Origin of the sequence: Mediterranea sp. ET5 (assembly GCF_023337025.1) — a bacterium.
GTDB lineage: Bacteria > Bacteroidota > Bacteroidia > Bacteroidales > Bacteroidaceae > Phocaeicola_A.
The window spans coordinates 1-19,645 of record NZ_JAMBLN010000017.1 but is presented as its reverse complement, the minus strand read 5'-3'; the positions used below and the strand labels follow the sequence as shown (position 1 = coordinate 19,645).

General features: G+C 50.7%; 17 protein-coding genes. 11 read left to right on the top strand and 6 right to left on the bottom strand.

The genetic code is table 11. The annotated features are described in order from the left end of the window. Window positions 1-193: 193 nt before the first annotated feature. Complete coding sequence (locus M3087_RS10610; protein ID WP_005839481.1) at window positions 194-2,371, bottom strand: TonB-dependent receptor; 2,178 nt, start codon at window positions 2,369-2,371, stop codon at window positions 194-196. Between the two features lie 779 nt (window positions 2,372-3,150). On the opposite strand from M3087_RS10610, the gene M3087_RS10605 reads away from it, so the two are divergent. The 4 genes from M3087_RS10605 to M3087_RS10590 all read left to right on the top strand — a co-directional run bounded on the left by M3087_RS10605 (window position 3,151) and on the right by M3087_RS10590 (window position 6,088). After that, window positions 3,151-3,669 (top strand): sigma-70 family RNA polymerase sigma factor, encoded by a 519-nt coding sequence (locus tag M3087_RS10605; RefSeq protein ID WP_022383331.1) that lies wholly within the window; start codon window positions 3,151-3,153, stop codon window positions 3,667-3,669. Window positions 3,670-4,645: 976 nt separating this feature from the next. Next, entirely contained in the window at window positions 4,646-4,933 is a 288-nt protein-coding gene (locus M3087_RS10600; RefSeq protein WP_022384694.1) for a LysO family transporter, read from the top strand. Beyond that, window positions 4,923-5,543 (top strand): lysine exporter LysO family protein, encoded by a 621-nt coding sequence (locus M3087_RS10595; RefSeq protein ID WP_106484337.1) that lies wholly within the window; start codon window positions 4,923-4,925, stop codon window positions 5,541-5,543. The genes M3087_RS10600 and M3087_RS10595 overlap by 11 nt, the downstream gene beginning before the upstream one ends. Before the next feature lie 206 nt (window positions 5,544-5,749). Then, the gene (locus M3087_RS10590; RefSeq protein ID WP_249095621.1) at window positions 5,750-6,088 is read left to right on the top strand and encodes a hypothetical protein; all 339 of its coding nucleotides are present in this window, start codon (window positions 5,750-5,752) and stop codon (window positions 6,086-6,088) included. Window positions 6,089-6,128: 40 nt separating this feature from the next. On the opposite strand, the gene M3087_RS10585 is transcribed toward M3087_RS10590, so the two are convergent. Continuing rightward, window positions 6,129-6,917, bottom strand: coding sequence for a DUF5672 family protein (locus M3087_RS10585; RefSeq protein WP_249095619.1), 789 nt, complete (start codon window positions 6,915-6,917; stop codon window positions 6,129-6,131). A 343-nt stretch (window positions 6,918-7,260) separates the two neighbouring features. On the opposite strand from M3087_RS10585, the gene tsaB reads away from it, so the two are divergent. The 7 genes from tsaB (at window position 7,261) to rseP (ending at window position 14,070) form a co-directional block, all read left to right on the top strand. After that, window positions 7,261-7,950 (top strand): tRNA (adenosine(37)-N6)-threonylcarbamoyltransferase complex dimerization subunit type 1 TsaB, encoded by a 690-nt coding sequence (gene tsaB, locus M3087_RS10580; protein ID WP_022384690.1) that lies wholly within the window; start codon window positions 7,261-7,263, stop codon window positions 7,948-7,950. 67 nt (window positions 7,951-8,017) lie between these two features. After that, complete coding sequence (locus M3087_RS10575; RefSeq protein ID WP_249095616.1) at window positions 8,018-8,653, top strand: DUF4290 domain-containing protein; 636 nt, start codon at window positions 8,018-8,020, stop codon at window positions 8,651-8,653. 49 nt (window positions 8,654-8,702) lie between these two features. Beyond that, window positions 8,703-10,007 (top strand): UDP-N-acetylglucosamine 1-carboxyvinyltransferase, encoded by a 1,305-nt coding sequence (gene murA / locus M3087_RS10570; protein WP_249095613.1) that lies wholly within the window; start codon window positions 8,703-8,705, stop codon window positions 10,005-10,007. Window positions 10,008-10,019: 12 nt separating this feature from the next. Beyond that, window positions 10,020-10,568, top strand: coding sequence for a ribosome maturation factor RimM (rimM, locus tag M3087_RS10565; protein WP_249095608.1), 549 nt, complete (start codon window positions 10,020-10,022; stop codon window positions 10,566-10,568). 24 nt (window positions 10,569-10,592) lie between these two features. Continuing rightward, complete coding sequence (locus M3087_RS10560; protein WP_249095604.1) at window positions 10,593-11,441, top strand: M23 family metallopeptidase; 849 nt, start codon at window positions 10,593-10,595, stop codon at window positions 11,439-11,441. A gap of 33 nt (window positions 11,442-11,474) precedes the next feature. Further along, window positions 11,475-12,647, top strand: a complete 1,173-nt coding sequence (locus tag M3087_RS10555) for a 1-deoxy-D-xylulose-5-phosphate reductoisomerase (protein WP_249095602.1) — start codon at window positions 11,475-11,477, stop codon at window positions 12,645-12,647. A 61-nt stretch (window positions 12,648-12,708) separates the two neighbouring features. Continuing rightward, entirely contained in the window at window positions 12,709-14,070 is a 1,362-nt protein-coding gene (rseP, locus tag M3087_RS10550; RefSeq protein ID WP_106484345.1) for an RIP metalloprotease RseP, read from the top strand. Between the two features lie 700 nt (window positions 14,071-14,770). Here the strand turns inward: rseP and M3087_RS10545 are convergent. The 4 genes from M3087_RS10545 to M3087_RS10530 all read right to left on the bottom strand — a co-directional run. Next, window positions 14,771-15,865 (bottom strand): 6-bladed beta-propeller, encoded by a 1,095-nt coding sequence (locus tag M3087_RS10545; protein WP_249095599.1) that lies wholly within the window; start codon window positions 15,863-15,865, stop codon window positions 14,771-14,773. Between the two features lie 147 nt (window positions 15,866-16,012). Next, a complete protein-coding gene (gene lepB / locus M3087_RS10540; RefSeq protein WP_249095597.1) occupies window positions 16,013-16,906 on the bottom strand; it encodes a signal peptidase I in 894 nt (297 codons plus the stop codon). A gap of 2 nt (window positions 16,907-16,908) precedes the next feature. Further along, on the bottom strand, window positions 16,909-18,849 hold the full coding sequence (locus M3087_RS10535) for a discoidin domain-containing protein (protein WP_249095593.1): 1,941 nt from the start codon (window positions 18,847-18,849) through the stop codon (window positions 16,909-16,911). A 447-nt stretch (window positions 18,850-19,296) separates the two neighbouring features. Further along, a partial coding sequence (locus M3087_RS10530) for a 6-bladed beta-propeller (protein ID WP_249095590.1) occupies window positions 19,297-19,645 on the bottom strand: 349 nt, incomplete at its 5' end.

Genomic DNA, 19,645 nt, shown 5'->3' with positions numbered 1-19,645 from the left:
TTTTGTTTTACTATCACTTAGTTTACCGTTGACAACAGCAAGTATGTGTATGGCAAGACCTGTGATTTAAGTGATGATGATGTCTACAGTTTCTATGGCTTAAAGTACATCCGACTAGTGACATCAATAAAACTAAAGTAAATGCTATTCCTGAATTCTCATATTATTGTTGATTTTGAGTTTATTTTATAATTTAAAATCTGAGTTTAACACCCGCATTCATTACAAATCCATCCAAAGGAGCATAAATATCCCGGAAAACAGGATTAGATATACTTCCGGTATATATAGTATCAAAGCGGGTTTGCCGTCTGTCGGTGAAGTTTTCAAAGTTAGCATACAATGAAAACATCTCCCATATTTTTTCAATCATGAAGCCGCACACCACATATTGTTTTCCTTTTTGTCCGTCTCCTAGTTTTTGGGGGCTGAAATAATAAGCCTCTAATCCTATTTTCCATTTATCTTCTACTTCATACATTAGAATACTGTTCAACCTATGTTTCGGAGTTAATATATTCTCTTGTTTCACCCCATTTTCTTTGGTTCGGGTATCGGTGTATGTATAGCCTAAGTATAAGTGGAAATCTTTGTATCCGATTTTTACATTCGTTTCTCCTCCTTTGCTATCTGTATTGCCGGATATGTTGTTAAGTCGATATAGCCCATCTTTTGTAGATTGCAATAATAAAGGATTATCGAGATAAGTGTAGAAGAATAATTGGTTTATGCTGAAAGTTACATTTCCATCGAAGATTGATGTGACATAATTAAAGTCTAAATTCAAACCATAACTTCTTTCGAGCTTGTTATTGTCTTTATCAATTGGCAATACATTCTGATATTGTAGCCTTTCGCTATCCTCTGTAAATATGGTAGGTGATTTATAGCCAAATCCTCCTCCAAGTCGAGATGAAAACTTATCCGTAATTTTGAAATGTGCAGAAACTCGTGGTAGAATTGCTGCGCCATAATCCGGAATATAGTCTGCTCTTAATCCGGTTTCCAGATTCAACCATTTTGTTGCCTCCCAATTGTTTTGTACGAATGCTCCCATGGTTGTCTGGTTGTAGTCTCTTAACTGAAAATCAGTAAGTTTCTTTTCATCAAATTTGTCTGTCCATAAGTTGAGACCAGCCACCCATTCTGTTTTTTGATTCGTGCGTGTGTAAGTCAATTCACTAAAGGTAGATACCTGAGTACCTTCAAAAGTATAAGTGGGTACACCGATATTTCTATTGAAGTATGTTACACTGTTTTTGAAATCAATTCTGTCTTTTTCGCCGAATTTGTGTTCGAATGTCAGTTGTGTGGAATGTCTTTGAGTCTTGTTTTTCTCGAAATAGGAATGTGTGTCATTTCCATTTCCTTTAATATACTCAATATCCCCGCCCAAACGGTCTTCAAACATAGCATTTAGCCCTACACTCATTTGCGTGTTCTCTGAAAAATAGAGAAATAATTTGGGGTTGAAGACATATCTGTCAAACTGCGGAATGGCTGTGAATCCGGTGTTAGAGGGGTCGTAAGCCCAATTTCTGTTGTAGGAAGCAAAAATGGTTGTACCGACCTTTTTGAATCGTTGCCCATAGAAAGCGCTGACGTCCAAACCTTTTCCGGATGTCCCGTTAAGATGCAGACCTAAATCTCTTTTCTCTTCGGGAGTTTTTGAGATAAGATTAATCAAGCCTGCTATTGCTCCACCGCCATATAAAGTTGAAGTTGAGCCTTTGATGATTTCCACTTGTTTTAAGTCAAGAGGTGGCGTTTGCAATAATCCCAGTCCGCTCGCTGCACCAGCAAAAACGGGGAATCCATCTTTTAATATTTGTGTATATCTGCCATCCAATCCTTGTATGCGGATTGATGCATTTCCGGATGTGGCAGAAGTTTGCTGGGTGATAATACCTGTGCTTTCGTTTAGTAACATACGAATGTCGCCCGGTTTCATGCTCCCTTTTTCTCCTAGTTCTTCGCTTGAAATAAATTCAACACGGGTCGGGATGTTTTGAATAGTGCGTGTACCTCTGGTTGAAGAAATGGTAACTTCTTCCAGCATTTCATCATCTTGTTCCAAGAAGATTTCGACCGGAGCTGAAGAAGATAAAGGGAATGTGTATGATTTGGTTTCCGATTCATAGCCTAAGTAGCTGAATGTGATATGTTGCTTTCCGTCAGGTATGTTCGAAATGGTGATTATTCCGTTTTCATCTGAGCTTGCTCCATTGGCGGTTTTATTAAGAACGGCATTCACGCCAACCAGTATCTCTTTAGTATCTCCGTCTTTAACGATTGCTTTAAATATGTTTTGCGCACAAATGCTTTGTGCCAGCAATGTAATTATTGCCAGTGCTATTAATTTAATTTTCATTTTTCTTGTTTTGTCAATTTAGTGCCACACACTTAATCTGTATTATAATAAGTGCACGACGTACTGGTGATGAAACAGCGGTTTCATCATCATGAATTTAATAAATAAATGGTGAGGTCATATTAATTATGACATACAGAAATCTGCTAAATTCATCAGCTTAGGCGGCTGCCAAATTGAGGAAGAGAAATGAGGAATCATTTTCTCTTTGTAAAACGAAAGGTTATTATTTAATAGAATTAATTCGGCGGTTGGTGAATGAAACAATTTGGGTATTGGACAACCTGTGCATGTGTTGCAATGTAGAAATGGTGAACAATTGCAGTCTGTACATGAGGAACCATCATTATCAGCACATGGTTCTTCTGTTTGTTCATTAGCACATTGAAACAGACATTTGTCTTCAAGAAAGCATGGAACTGTTGATAATAACAGCACCCATAAAGCTAATATGTAGGACAAATGTTTCATTAATATCTATGCTTTGTTCTAATTTTGAGCTGCAAAATTAGTTATTTATATTTTATAAACAAAACATTCTCCATAAATCCCTCGAACATGTAGCAGGTTTCTCTCGGCTCTTCCGCCTGTCGTATATAAGTGATGCGTTAGTTATAAGGCTCTAAATACAATATTTGTAAGCCGACTTATCAGCTGCAAGAGGGTGGTCAGTGAAAAATATCCCTCCCGTCATTCGGAAATATTCCGAAAAGACCTACCTTTGCAGCATTCCGGAATTTCCGGAAGTTTTTTAGTGACACGAGAATCTTTTGGTACTTATGAAGCTCAACAGTCAACCAATGACCATCAATGAGGCATTCCGGTTGTATTATCGTCCGTTGTGTCTGTATGCTCTCCACTATTTAGGTGACACGGAAGAGGTCGAAGATGTAGTCCAGGATTGCTTCGTCGACTTGTGGGTCCGCATGAAGGCGGACCGGACTCCCATTGAAAACGTGAAGTCTTACATGTATTCCATGGTGAGGAACCGTTGCCTGGATGCCCGGAGCCCCGGGCTGGCTCTCAGAGACCTGCGTCCCCTTGACCTGGAGGAGCCCCTTACTGACGAAGAATGTGAGGAACGTTCGTTCGTCGAGGCTCGTCTGTGGACTGCCATCGATGCCCTTCCCACCCGTTGTCGCGAAGCCTTCCTGCTCAGCAAACGTGACGGACTGACTTATGAGGAGATTGCCCGGAGGCTCGACATCTCCGTCAATACCGTCAGGAACCATGTGAGCAAGGCGCTCAAAATCCTGAAAGAGGGCGGACGGACTGTCTATTATTTCTTTTTCGGCTGAATGGTTGCCCGTGAATGGTTGACAGATTGCAACCCAGTCAGACAAATCCCTTTACAGAATTGATGAAAATGCCGTTCCCGGCTAACGCGTACTTTTGAAAAATCGGGCAAAGTAGGCTTTTTTAGGAATATTCATGCGAAACGGTTTGCATGGATATGTAGAAATCGGGGCAAAAACGAATAATTATACCGCGAAACAATATTGTTTCACTCTTCAAACAATATTGTTTGACGTGCCAAACACAAGTGTTTGACGTCCCAAACAATATTGTTTCATCCGCCGAAGTCAAATGTTCGGAAGAAAAAATACTTGATTTGCATTTCTGAAACACTATTTTAGAACTATTCACCTCTAGTTTGTTGCCGGAAGCGTCCGATTGAGAGGTGTGAAAAGGTATGGTATGTTTCCTGATATTGTTTCCGTATGATGTCCCGTGGGTCTGTTTTTGTGCTGTTTGGATGTCGTATGAGTGGATCGGGTGTCAATGTGTATTTCGCGAATCGCCCGAGAAGGCCCTCCGAATCCATAAAGCCGTATTTTGGTGCGAGGAATGCATTTTCAGAGGGGTTCATTTGACGTTTTGACACTTTGACAAAGGGAGAGTGGAAGAATGGATGTATTTGCATGTGTGCTTTGAAGTGATAAATCGAAAGGATGTGTTTTCTTTCGTTTTGATAGAAAAATGACGCTTTTTATCTCTGTTTGGAGTCTTTGTGTTTTTATTTTCCGCCTTTGTTGTGTATGTGAAAGAGAATATCTAATTTTGCGCCCGCTTTGGAAAAAGGAAAATGTTTTAAATTGAAAGTAGAATATGAAAATCATCTGGTCTGTACGGTCTTTTAATTTTACGAACATACCGTAATGGGTTGGTATTGTGAGTGATTTGTTGTTGTATTGTATAGGTGAAAAATAAGAAGTTGTGTCGTGCCCGGTCCGTGTTGGCTGGGGTGCGGCAAAATAGAAAAGAAGAATTTCCATGTTTACTTTTATTTTGATGATGTTGCTCGGTGTCCTGATAGGATATTCGTTGCGCAACCGTTCGAAGATTCGTAAAGTCAATTCCTTGATTCATGGGGTGGTCTGGCTGATGCTGGGACTGCTGGGATGTTCCATCGGACAGAATCGTCTGATTGTCGACCACCTGAGTTATTTCTGCGGACAGGCGGCAGTCATTTCGTTGCTCAGCGTTCTGGGAAGCCTGTTGGGTTCGGTGTTGGTGTATCACCTGTTTTTCAATAAGAAAGGAGCAAGCCATGAGAAGTAGTCTGATTACGTTGCTGTTTTTTCTGCTGGGTGGGGTTGTCGGAGCCTGTGCCTCGGTGAGTGTCGACACTCATCGTGCGTCGGTCTATGTGCTCTATCTGCTGATGCTCCTGCTGGGCATCAGTCTGGGGTGCAGCCGCGACCCGAAACAGATTGTCGCTTCGTTGCGTCCGGATGCCTTGCTGTTGCCGTTGGCCACGGTTGGTGGTACACTGCTGTTTTCGGCGATGGGCGGATTCCTGTTGAGTCGGTGGACGGCGTTCGACTGCATGGCGGTCGGTAGCGGTTTTGCCTACTATTCCGTGTCATCCATCCTGATTACCGAGATCAAGTCGGCTTCCTTGGGTGTTCAGGTCGCTACCGAACTGGGCACCATCGCCCTGCTCTCAAACATCTTCCGTGAGATGGCAGCTCTGCTCTGTGCTCCGCTGTTCCGCCGCTACTTCGGCTACCTGGCTCCGATTTCCGCCGCAGGCATCGGTTCGGCAGATATCTCGTTGCCCGCCATAGCCCGCTATTCCGGTCCGGATGCCATTCCGTTAGCCATCATTCACGGACTGCTCATCGAAATCAGCATGCCGTTCTTCGTCTCCCTGTTCTGCCGGTTGTGATTTGCTCCCTTTATTTTGGGTATTATGCTGGGGAAACATTATGCTTGCGTTGCATAATTTTACCCCGAATCGGTCATTCTACCAACTGATCCCATGAAAAGAAAATACATTTTGCTCATTGTTGCCGTTCTCCTTGTGGGCTTGTCCTGTGCCGTCGGCAGATTAGTTCCTTCTTTGCCCAACAAGGCATTGACTGGGCGGGACGTGTGATTGACAGCCGGGAGACGGTGACGTTCCGCAGCGATTGGGTAGATTCCCTGTATGCGAAGAAACGTTATGCCTATTTCCTGTTCACGAAGGGAGAGGGGAGGGGTGCTGATGACATCGTGCGTTCCCTTCCGCAGGACTCCGTGCTGGCTGTCAAACCCGTCGGACTCCCGGCGTGTTCTACGGACGAGCCTTTTGATACCCTGTCGTTGCCGGTTTCGGTTCTGGAACTGATGGTCAGGAAGGACGACCCGGCAGCTCTGTTCCGCGTCCTTTCCGTGGAACAGGATTCTGTCGGTGCCTTTTATCGGCTGAAGAGACTTCCTGTCCGGGAATGACCGTTCGGTCCGATGTCTCACGGACAACTATCCCCAATCGTCAGTAGTCCAGCTCCTGGATGCACGGGATGAAAGGCTTCCAGAAGGGAAGGCGGCTCTTGTGCATGAACCCGTGGCAACCCATGGGGAGGCGGCGTCCGTTAAGCTCGTGACAGACCTGGGGCTTCAGGTCGTAGGCAAACTGGAGGGCTGTCTCGACCGTCGGATAACGGAACTCCCGGGGAACGAGCGCCCAGAAGATGTCTTCGTTGTGGAGGTCATCCTGACGGGCGTTGAAGGCGGCGATTTCGTCGGCGTAGGTACTGCATGCCTGACGGAAGGCAGCCACACGACGCAGGCAGAGACCGCCGTTGCCGATGCGCCCGAACATGCGGGAACGCGGAAGGTCCCGTCGGCTGAAAAAGTCCTTCAGGGCAAGCCACTGACGGAACGGGAAACGGCGGTAACGCGGACGCAACGGCCAGGGAGCAGCCACCAGGTCATAGCCCTTCCGACACCAGGCGGCAAGTTCGTCGCGGAACAACCAGGCATCGAGGTGGCAGATGAAGATGTACTCGGTGTCGGCAAACAGGTCGTAGAACGAGCGCGACAGCATCATCTCGTTGTAGCCCGCAATGCCGCGTCGGGTGCCCAGCCAGTCGGGGCTGACCCGCATGACTTCAACCGACGGATAGACGGTGCTGAGCGGACGGATGTCCAGTCCTTCGGGAATCAGGAAGAGGATGGGGTAGGCCGACAGGAGGCGAAGGGTGTTGTCGAGCGAGGCGCGCTCCCAGTCTTTCAACGTGGTGCGGTAGATGGGGATAATGACTTTAACGAGGTTGTTCATAGGGGCATGTTTGATTGGCTAATCGTGGAATGTGAATCCGGTCGCAAAAGTAACGATTCGCAGGTAAATCCCCGCTACAATGTGTCAATTTTTATGTCCGTTATTGCATCCTGACGCCTCCCGTGTTTCCTATTTTTCACTAAAAACAGCCAATCCGCTTCCGTTTTATGTGGCACTTATAAGCGAAAAGTTTACCTTTGCACCTAATTATTAAAGGAATTCAACTTTCGCATGTTCAAGTTGTAGTCGACAGGGAGCTTCCTTGTCCCATCTCCATTGAATCTCCCTCCGTTGACTGGAAGTTGGGCGTATGCGGAACTTACGCTAAAGAAGAAACTGAATTATGTCGTGTATATTGCATATTGAGACCTCAACGCAGGTGTGCTCGGTGGCGTTGAGCGAAGACGGACAATGCATCTTTTCAAAGACTGATTTCGAGGGACCCTCCCATGCCGTGACGCTGGGCGTATATGTGGACGAGGCACTGTCGTTTGCCGACAGCCATGCCATCCCTCTCGATGCCGTAGCGGTGAGCTGCGGTCCCGGTTCGTATACGGGCCTGCGCATCGGTGTTTCGATGGCAAAGGGCATCTGCTACGGACGCAACCTTCCGCTCATCGGCATCCCGACGCCGGAAGTGATGTGTGTCCCCCTGCTGCTGGATGAAGAGCTGCCCGAGGATGCCTTGCTCTGTCCGATGATTGATGCCCGACGGATGGAGGTCTATGCAGCCCTCTACGACCGTGCCCTGCATCCCGTGCGCGAGATTGAGGCGGTCATCATCGACGAGTCGTCCTACGAGGACTACCTCAACCGCGGTCCGGTCTATTTCTTCGGCAACGGTGCTGCCAAGTGCAAGGAGAAAATCCTGCATCCCAATGCGCGCTTTGTCGAGGACATCCATCCGCTTGCCAAGTGGATGTTCCCCCTTGCCGAGAAGGCATTTGCCCGCGGAGACTTCAAGGACGTCGCCTATTTCGAACCGTTCTACCTGAAGGAGTTCGTGGCTTCCAAGCCGAAGAAGCTGCTGTGAGACAGGCATTCCCGTGAAACCGATTGGCCTGTCTCCCCCGTTTCCCCTTTTTTTCAACCAACGAATTATGAATCAAGAATACAATTATAACACCCAACGTAAGAAAATGGCGCTTCCGGAGTACGGACGGAGCGTGCAGAACATGGTCGACCATGCGTTGACCATCGAAGACCGTGCAGAACGTCAACGCTGTGCCAACACCATCGTCAACATCATGGGAGGCATGTTCCCCCAACTGCGCGAAGTCCCCGACTTCAAGCACAAGCTGTGGGACCACCTCGCCATCATGTCGGACTTCAAGCTGGACATCGACTACCCCTATGAGATTGTCCGTCCGGACTACCTGAACGTGAAGCCTGACCGCATCCCCTATTCCAGCGGCAAAATCCGCTACCGGCATTACGGACGTGCCATCGAGCTGCTCATCCAGAAAGCCGTGGAGATGCCTGAAGGCGAAGAGCGCGACCAGCTCATTGCCCTGATCGCAAGCCACATGAAGAAGGACTACATCACCTGGAACAAGGACACGGTGGAAGACCAGAAAATCTATGACGACATCTACGAGATGTCCGGAGGAGCCATCCGTCTGAGCGACGAGAACTTCCACCTGGGCATCACCGCACCGCAGCACCAACAGCCGCAGCGGCAGTTCCAGCAGCAGCGCAAACGCTATTCGAACAATAACCAGAAACGCAAATATTGAAACGTGGAGACGTCCCCCCGTCTCTCGTCAACCTTAAAAACTAACCACTATGGCAGCATTTGTGATAGAAGGCGGACATCGCCTCAAGGGCGACATCTATCCGCAGGGAGCCAAGAACGAAGTACTCCAGATTCTTTGTGCCACGTTGTTGACACGCGAAAAAGTGACCATTCATAACGTGCCCGACATCCTCGATGTGAACAACCTCATCCAGTTGCTGCGCGACATGGGGGTGAAGGTGACGCGCGAAGGGGTCAGCTCCTACAGCTTCATCGCCGACGATGTGGACCTGGAGTTCGCCTCCGGAGAAGTGTTCCTGAAGAAGTGTGCCAAGCTGCGCGGCTCGGTGATGCTCATCGGGGCGATGCTGGGACGTTGCGGACAGGCCGTCTATGCCAAACCCGGTGGCGACCAGATCGGACGACGTCGGCTCGACACCCACTTCATCGGCATCCAACGTCTGGGAGCGGAATTCCACTACGACGAGGAACTGAAGGCATACGTCATCAAGGCAGAACACCTGAAGGGGACGTACATGCTGCTCGACGAGGCGTCCGTCACCGGAACGGCAAACATCATCATGACTGCCGTGAAGGCGGAAGGGACCACCGTCATCTACAACGCTGCCTGCGAGCCATACATACAACAGCTCTGCCGCATGCTCAACCGCATGGGGGCGCGCATCAGCGGAATCGCCTCCAACCTCCTCACCATCGAAGGGGTGGAGGAACTGCACGGATGCGAGCACACCGTCCTGCCTGACATGATCGAGGTGGGAAGCTTCATCGGCATGGCTGCCATGACACAGAGCGAAATCACCATCAAGAACGTCTCCTACGAGAACCTGGGCATCATCCCCGAGAGCTTCCGTCGGCTGGGCATCACGCTCGAACAGTGGGGCGACGACATCTTCGTCCCCGAGCAGAAATACTACGCCGTGGAGTCGTTCATGGACGGTTCCATCCTCACACTTGCCGATGCGCCCTGGCCCGGACTGACGCCCGACCTGCTGAGCGTGATGCTCGTGGTGGCGACACAGGCACGGGGCAGCGTGCTCATCCATCAGAAGATGTTCGAGAGCCGCCTCTTCTTCGTCGACAAGCTCATCGACATGGGAGCGCAAATCATCCTGTGCGACCCGCACCGCGCCGTGGTCATCGGGCACGACCGCAAGTTCCGCCTGAGAGGAGGGAACATGGCATCGCCCGACATCCGTGCCGGTATCGCCCTGCTCATTGCCGCCATGAGTGCCGAAGGCATCAGCCGCATCAGCAACGTGGAGCAGATTGACCGTGGCTATCAGGACATCGAACGACGGTTGAACGCACTGGGGGCGGGCATCACACGAATCTGAACAAACTGACTCATGATAAAGAAAGAAGACGTATATAAAATAGGTGTGCTCAACAAGCCGCACGGCGTCAAGGGGGAGGTCGCATTCACCTTCACCGACGATGTGTTCGACCGCGTGGACTGCGACTACCTGATTTGCCTCATGGACGGCATCCTCGTGCCGTTCTTCATCGAGGAGTACCGCTTCAAGTCCGACAGCGTGGCGCTGGTCAAGTTTGAGGACATCGACACGGCGGAACAGGCGCGACGCTTCACCAACGTGGAAGTCTATTTCCCCCTCCACCTTGCCACCGAGGCGGACAGCGACGAGCTGTCATGGGCCTACTTCGTCGGTTTCGAGGTGGCGGACGTGCATCACGGCGACCTGGGCCCCGTCACCGACGTGGACGAGTCGACCATCAACACCCTGTTCGTCATCAATCACGACGGTCGCGAGCTGCTCGTCCCCGCACGGGAAGAGTTCATCCGCGAACTGGACCACGAGCACCGGAAGATGCTGCTGCAGCTGCCTGACGGACTGCTCCACCTCGACAGCGTCCCCGCAGCGGAACAGGAAGAGTAACCATTCATCACGGAGCATCCACCCATGAAGAGAAAGCGGTTTTGGCATAACATCAAGTTCAAGTACAAGCTGACCATCGTCAACGAGAGTACTCTCGAGGAGGTAGTCGGGCTGCACGTGTCGAAGCTCAACGGACTGTCCGTGCTGCTGGCGGTCTGCGTGGTGCTGTTCGTCATCGTCGCCCTCATCGTCTCGTTCACGCCCCTGCGCAACTACCTGCCGGGCTACATGAACAGCGAGGTGCGCAAGCAGATTGTCGACAATGCCCTGCTCGCCGACTCGCTCCACCGGCTGCTCGACCGCCAGAACCTCTACATCATGAACATCCAGGACATTATCCGCGGCGAGGTGAAGCCCGACTCCGTCCGCTCCATCGACTCGCTCACCGTGCAACGCTCCGAGGCGCTGATGGAACGTACGCAGAACGAAGAGCGCTTCCGCAAGGAGTTCGAGGAGCAGGAGAAGTACAACCTTGCCGCCGTCAAGGGGCGCACCGGAGTGGCGGACGCCATCTTCTACCGTCCCGTGCGCGGCATGCTGACCCATGACTTCAATCCCGACGACCGCCACTTCGGCGTGGACATCGCTGCCGGAGCCGACGAGAGCATCCTCGCCACGCTCGACGGGACAGTCATCTTCAGCGGCTATACAGCGGACGCCGGACACGTCATCGCCCTGCAACACGGCAGCAACCTCGTCTCGGTCTACAAGCACTGCGGCTCCCTGCTCAAGGCGCTCGGCGACAAGGTCGCGGCAGGCGAAGTCATCGCCCTCGTGGGACGCCCCGACGGCACCACCGGCGGACCGCACCTCCACTTCGAGCTGTGGCACCGCGGACAGGTGCTCAACCCCGCCCAATTCATTGTCTTCTAAATCCTCACATCCATGAATAAAGCAACCGAACCAATGAAAAAACAAATAGCCATCCTGGGCTCAACAGGCTCCATCGGCACGCAGGCGTTGCAAGTCATCGCCGAGCACTCCGACCTCTATGAAGCCTACGCACTGACGGCGCACAACCAGGTGGACCTGCTCATCGAGCAAGCCCGGCGTTTCATGCCCGAAGCCGTCGTGATAGCCAATCCCGACAAGTATGCCCGGCTGAAAGACGCCCTCGCCGACCTCCCCATCAAGGTCTATGCCGGCGAAGACGCCCTCTGCCAGATTGTGGAGTCCGCACCCATCGACATCGTGCTCACCGCCATGGTGGGTTACGCCGGACTGCGCCCCACGATGAACGCCATCCGTGCCGGGAAAGCCATCGCGCTGGCAAACAAGGAGACGCTCGTCGTGGCGGGCGACCTCATCACCCGCCTCGTGGACGAATACCACGTCCCCATCCTGCCGGTGGACTCCGAACACTCCGCCGTGTTCCAATGCCTGGAGCCGGGCAATCCCCTGGAGAAGGTCATCCTCACCGCATCGGGCGGACCCTTCCGCACACTCACTGCCGAACAGCTTGCCACCGTCACCCGGGAGCAGGCGCTCAAGCACCCCAACTGGCACATGGGAGCGAAGATAACCATCGACTCCGCCTCGATGATGAACAAGGGCTTCGAGGTCATGGAGGCACGCTGGCTCTTCGGCGTACGTCCCGAGCAAATCGAGGTCGTCGTCCATCCGCAGTCCATCATCCACTCCATGGTGCAGTTCGCCGACGGGGCAGTGAAGGCACAACTCGGCATGCCCGACATGCGCGTGCCCATCCAGTTCGCCTTCTCCTATCCCAGACGGCTCCCGCTGTCGGTCGAGCGCATCGACTTCACCCGCTTCCATGAGCTGACCTTCGAGCAACCCGACACACGCCGCTTCCGCAACCTGGCACTCGCCTACGAAGCCCTCCACCGCGGAGGCAACATGCCCTGCATCGTCAATGCCGCCAACGAGGTCGTCGTCGAGGCATTCCTCCACGACCGCATCTCCTTCCTCGGCATGAGCGACGTCATCGCCCGCACGATGGAGCGCGTCTCCTTCGTCGGCAGACCCACGTACGACGACTATGTGGCGACCGACGCCGAGGCACGCCGCGTGGCGGAAGAGCTGGTGGCATCCGGAGGCATACCGACACTGAAACCATAAAATTCACCGGACGCACGGAACGTACGTCCCCCTATAAATCCTAAAAAACAAACGAACACAAATGGAAACATTCTTAATCCGCGCCCTGCAACTCATGATGTCGCTCTCCCTGCTCGTCATCATCCACGAAGGAGGGCACTATCTCTTCGCCCGCCTGTTCAAGATACGGGTGGAGAAGTTCTATCTGTTCTTCGACGCCTGGTTTGCCCTCTTCCGCTACAAACCCAAGAACAGCCACACCGAGTACGGCATCGGCTGGCTGCCCCTGGGCGGATACGTGAAGATTGCCGGCATGATCGACGAGTCGATGGACAAGGAACAGATGGCAAAGCCGCCCCAACCCTGGGAGTTCCGCTCGAAACCCGCCTGGCAACGTCTGCTGGTGATGATTGGCGGCGTGCTGTTCAACTTCCTCCTCGCCCTGTTCATCTACTCGATGATTCTCTTCACCTGGGGCGACAGCTACTATTCGCTCCCTGAGATGGACCGCGGCATGAAGTTCAACGAACGTGCCCAGAGCATCGGCTTCCGCGACGGAGACATCCTCCTGCGTGCCGACGACAAACCCTTCGAACGCTACGGCATGGACATGCTGCGCGACATTGTCGACGCCAAGGTTGTCACCGTCCGCCGCGACGGACGAGAGGAACAGGTCTACATCCCCGACGACCTCAGCCTGCTGACCGTCGGCAAGGAACAACCCATCTTCGTCGACATGCTCATCCCCGCCAAGGTCGATTCCGTCCTTCCCGGAAGCCCTGCCGGACGGGCAGGCGTGCAGCGTGGCGACAGCCTGATTGCCCTCAACGGCAAGCCGCTCAACTCCTGGAACGCCTTTCAGGAGGGACTGTCCTCTCTGCGCGACAAGGCAGCCATGAAACCCGACGCACGTGCTGAATATGCCGACGTCTCGCTCGCCGTCGTCCGTGCATCGGGCGTCACCGACACCCTGCACATGCAGCTGGACTCCACCTTCGTGGCAGGCGTCGTGGCAGCCCCGCTGACCGACTACTACAAGCCGCACGTGGTGGAATACAGCTTCCTGTCGTCATTCCCCGCCGGCATCACCCACGGGGTGAACGTCCTCAAGGGTTACGTGAACGACATGAAGTACGTCTTCAGCAAGGAGGGCGCCGCCAGCCTGGGCGGTTTCGGCACCATCGGAAGCATCTTCCCCACGGAGTGGAACTGGCCCCGTTTCTGGGAGATGACCGCCTTCCTGAGCATCATCCTTGCCTTCATGAACATCCTGCCCATCCCCGCGCTCGACGGTGGGCACGTGCTCTTCCTCATCTACGAGATTGTCGCCCGCCGCAAGCCCAGCGACAAGTTCATGGAGCGTGCACAGGTGACAGGCATGGCGATTCTGTTCCTGCTTCTCATCTGGGCGAACTTCAACGACATCCTGCGCTTCCTCTTCTAGCGCATCCTGCGTCCCTGTGACCGTGACACCGCGCAATCTTCCTTCACGAGGTTGGTTGCGCGGTGTTTCTGTGTCCGTGCGTCCGTCTGTCTTTTTCAGCGGAAGCGTCGCCTGTCGTCATCCCCTTCCTCCCGTTTCTTTCCTTTTCCGCGGACGCCGTGTCGGTCGACATGCCTTCCTTCTCCTTCCTCCGCCTTGCGGATACGGCGTATCCAGCTCCAAAAGAAATTGTTTGGCGGAAGATAGGGCATATCCAGCGCCAAAAGAAATTATTTGTTAAAGGATACGTCATATCTAGCTTCAAAGTGAATCAGTTGTTAAAGGATACGACATATCCAGCTTCAAAGTAAATCATTTGTTAAAGGATACGACGTATCCAGGACCAAAAGGAATTGCGGGACGAAAGAAACGGCATTTCCGGGAGCGGAGAGGGGAGAAGGCGGGGGGTGTCGGCAGGCGGGGCGTCCGCTGACCCCCGGAGAAGGGTGTGAAAAAGGAAACGCGGACGAAGGGGATGTGGAGGTCCCTTTCGTCCGCGTGTTTTATGCTGTCTTGTAGCTCCTTGCGCCCCTTGTCAGCGGAAGCCGGAGGGGGAAGGACGGCGGCGGCGCAAAGCATCAGCCCGACCCCAATGAAGAGTTTGTTCATGATTTTATAGTGTTTAGGTTTTCCGGACGGGCGATGTGTCCGTCCCTGCAATTTAGTTTACCGGTTTCATCCTGAATTTAATCAGCAGGGGGTTGTCAGCGGACGGGATGGAACGCGCCACTGCCTGCTTCAGGGGTGAATCATCCTCCACGTATTCGGGATAGAACAGGGCGTAGAAGGCATCGCCTTCCACCTGCAGGATGTTCAGCCGGGCTTTGGGGTCGGTGTCCCCCTTCAGTATCTTGCCGGACGCCTTGTCGATGTAGATGTCATAGTAGGCCGTCTTCGGGCTGAGGGCTGATACGTAGATGCCCGTCCGGCTTTCCAGCACGGAGAAGAGGGTCTTGAAATAAGGCTCCTTTTCCAACTTCCGGATGTCTGCTGCGCTTTGCGGCAGGAGGTCTTCGGGAATAGCCTTGTCGCCGAAGTCGATGTAGAAGCGTTTCTCCCCGTCAACCGTTGAGACGCCGAACTCCCCGTAATCCGGGCAGACCAGGTAGTTCCCTTCGTAATCCGCGAAAAACTTCTTTCCGCTCAGTTGGTAGTTGCTGCGGGGTTTCAGTCCGGTCATTTCCTTCCCGTCGTATTTGTAGAGCGTGTGGTCTCCCATGTCGGTCCACAGGAAGAAGGTGCTGTCGGAGGGATTGATGCAGGAGGCGAACAGGACGTTCCGTGGCGGGTTGTCCACTTCCAGGTTCAGCGGACGTGCCTGTCGGAAGGTGCCGTCGGCGAGGCTGTAGGACAAGAGCTTGTAGCCGTCGTTGATGAGGATGTCTTTCCCGTCGGCTGACGTACAGAAGCTGCGTATGTCGAGGTATTCGCCGGGCCCGTTCCCCTGGTTGTGGATGGAGTAGAGGTAGTTCCCTTTCCGGTCGAAGACAAAGAGCAGGTGCTGCTTGTAGTCGTGCACGAGAATCCTGTCGTCGGTCACCTGACAGCCCTGTATCAGGCTGATCATCGAGCTGTCGGAGAATTCAAACGGAACGACTTCTTCCACTTCGATGTGTGAATACCAGTCAAAGGTTTCCCCGTCTTCGTACGCGATGGTGTATGTCGTCGGATAGTCTTCGTGGGAGACGGTCTTCCGGATACAGGCTGTCAGTAGCAGCCCGGTAACTGTAAGCAAGGTGAGGATGGTTGATTTCATGGTGTGTGATGGGTGGTGTGAGGGGTTAATAATATGGGTCATGACACATTCCGTTCATGTCAGAAGGGAACGGGATGTGCTGCAAATATAGCCAAACAGACGATAAGGTGTATCGTTGTGTGGATGGAAAAGAGTCTACCCGTATGTTTATTCAATCCGTTTCCACACTCTGTCCCAATTCATGTCTCCGGTAAAACGGTTCTTCGATTGCCAGATGCGCACGGCTTTTCCGGCGATGTAGCTTTCCGGCAGCAAGCCCCAGTAGCGGCTGTCAACGGAATCAAATACATTGTCACCTGCCATGAAGTAGTAATTTTCTTGAAAATGATAGGCAATCAGTTTCTTTCCGTTCAGATAGGCTCCATCCTCATGCCAAATTAATTTTTGACCTGTTTCCCATTCGATTAAAGTGCGATAAAGCAGGAAATGCTGTCGACTGATGGTGAGGTAGTCTCCTTTCCGCGGGATATAAAACGGACCGAAGTTTATGGTAGTCCACCCAATCTCTTTTTGTTTTGGATAGGCATTGATAGATACACCTTTTATATGTTTCTCTCCGGTTGTGAATACCTGATGGAGGCTATCGTGCAAGTGGCAAACGGCGGATGGAAATACAGTTAGTGGATGCCCGTTTATTTGATAATAGCCTTCGTCGATGGATAGGCTATCCCCCGGCACACCGACACAGCGTTTTACATAATAGCTTAGTATGTCAAATCCGATACTGTCTCTTGTTTGCGGATAGGGGTAGTTGAAGATGGTGATATCGCCTGCTTTCAGTTGATTCCGTCCCCATACGCGATAGATTTTGAAAGGTTTGTGCTCAATGGATGCCTGTAGATTGAAGATGCGTGCTCCTAAATAAGTCTTATCTACCAAAATATAGTCTCCCGGCAACAATGTGGGTTTCATGGAACTTGACGGAATGTTGTAGCTTGCAAACAAGAATATGATTGTAAAAATCCATCCTCCGACCAACCAGAGTCCTACAGAAACGGTCCGGTCGAGTAATCGTAAGGTATGTTGGATCCATTTTCTCATTGTCAGTACCAGATTTGTTCATTGTCTTCATACAGGAAGATACGTTCTTCTTTTCCTCTCGTATGGTCCCTCAATATCAGTAAGGCATTATCGGGAACATTATTAAAAGTCAAGCTCATGATAGTGGCTCGTTGTTTCCCTAAAGATACCCATCCGTTTACATCCCAATAATAGAGTTCGTATTCGTCTCCGACACGAATATTGTTGTCATCTCCTCTGGCAAGATAGCCTACCTTATTTATCCTGACCGGTTTGCCAAAGTCCATACCGATCCAGCCACCCGACTGGAGATTTGATATGTAATAGGTGAACGGGTCATCGTCAAACGCTGCTTCACGGCTATATCGTACATCCTCTTTTTGACGTTGCCCCGTCCCGATGATGTCACCTGTCATTTTGTTCCCTTGATTATCAAAAAAAGCAAGTTCTGCAAGGTAGCAATAGCAAGGATTGGGACAAAAGTATCTCCAGTAGCGATAGCCGATAGAATCATTGGTATCCACATAGCCTGCTACTGTAAATTTGTCGAAACGGTGCAGAGTGACAGCATCACTGAAATCGGCATGGTTTGCGGCTTGTATCAGACTTCCTTTTATACACCTTCCTGTGTTAAATGCTTTAGTGGTCAGGGGAAACTTTCGATGCAGTGTCATGCTTCGGGTGTGCTGTTTATCAGGTTTCAGATACTTGATTTTTTCCTGTTGTGTAAGTAGGAATGGATAGTTTGCAGGCTGTAGTCCTTTTTCAGTATAATAGGTAGGCAGGTAAACAGCGCCACGTTCCATGTCTTTGAAGCAGACCTGTTCATCTTCTGTCCGGGCATAGCAGACAGGTACCCAGTTGTAGTTCCCGTAGACTGCCAGATAGGCATATTTTTCGTGGTTCTGTCGTAATTCGGGCAATGGCTTTACGGTGACATTTACCGGACGGACATACTCAGCTGTCACATCCTTCATGAAAATAGTCCTGAGTGTCGGTGGCACATGCACAGCTTCCGTATTCAACCGTATCAGACCTTTATCAGGCGCATACGTGCGACGGTAGACTTTGCCTTTACATTCTCCAGGTCTCATGAAGCCTAAGACCTTTCCTTCACACCCTTCCAAGTATCCCGGGCGTTGTGTGTCGGTCAGTAAAGTGACCCATGAATGGTTGTTGGTCTTGGTTGCCCATTGTAGAATAAAATCATTGACAGCAGGAATACCTTTACTTCGTAAGATACTGACTGTGACTAATGAATAGATATCACATTCTCCGGAAGGTATTTTAGTCCAGAAAGGAACCCGGAATAGTGAATGACTGCGCATGGCATCTCCCAGATGACCACGGTGTAGCCTGTCCAAACTATCATTGATGGCACCGGCTGCCCAATAAGCAGAATGCCGATACACTCTGTTGTATACAAAGTCTTCATAGGCCCCTTCTGCTATAGGGCGCAGGGTGTCCCGCCAATTGTCCAATGCTTGATAATCGATGCATTTATAAGGCAACAAGTATTCGCAAAATTCTTCAAAAGAGATTTGTTGGGCATATACCCCATGCTGCCAGTCATCAAATGCCCTGTCTATGTTATGTATCAAGTAGTCAGCAGTGATGATTTTTACGTCTTGCTCTTTTTTAATGATGCCGGGAGGATATTTCCGATACAGTTCTTCCAGCATTCTGACTTTGGTTGCCGGAAGACTGTCGGAAAGTAAGATAGGTTTGGCTTCCTGATAATAGCACTCAATCTCTTGACCGACATATGATACATGTCCGGGCATATTGCAGATGAGGAACTTGGCTGCTTTCAGCTTTAGGGAATCGTTGGCATAATGCTTCAGTACCTTTTCCAATTCCGTGCGATTCTCTTCGGCTGCTTGTAAAGCAAATTCAAGTTGTTGTTCGGTCTCCGATTTACAAGCAATTATAAAGAGCAATAGGATAAAAAAACAGTGTTTCATGAGTGGATGAGGATATTGGTTTAGTTAGCTTGCGCACTCGTTCCATAGCGACGTGGTATTTTCTTTCTGCAATCGTGGAAGCTTAAGCATATTTTTCTTCTGCGATTTTCCTGAATGGTAAATATCGTTTTTCTCATCGTTCGTATCCTTTATATGCTTTACTATCGGAGCTTCCACAGCCATGTGAGTAAGTTTATTGCCCACATGGTTGAGTAGCTCCTCAGACACTTGTTTTATTCTCTTTGCAATCATGTTCCAATTGGTGAACCTTAGATTGTAGTTTATAATAGTTCGTTAAAAATTTACCGAAGTATTGCTAAATAAATAGTCTCGACTTATTTAGTATACTACAGTCTCTCAATGAGCAGTTCTCATCACACAGAAAACGCAGTCTGGCATCAAGACGGATAAAGCAATTTCAAACTTGAAAAATTATGAATCAACCTTTTATTTTAAATCATAAAATACCAACACCGGATTTCCTTCTTTATCCGCCTGCTTCAAACACGCCTTCAATGCAGGAGAGATAATCTCCTCTTCCATATCAAGCAACGAAAGGCTGCCTACCAGCAAATCCCCATCCGTGCCGACTGGCATTGGAAACAAACCGCCCAACCCCAAATCATCTTGCACATCAGCGGCTTTCACGTTGGCAACCCGCCCCGAAGACTTGTTATAAACCGACAGATACAAGTCTTTTTGAACATAATACTTCACGGCTAAGGCAGTCCGGTTTTCATATACATACAGAAAGCGGATATAATCGTCCGACAAGATCTCACGCATTACATCTCCT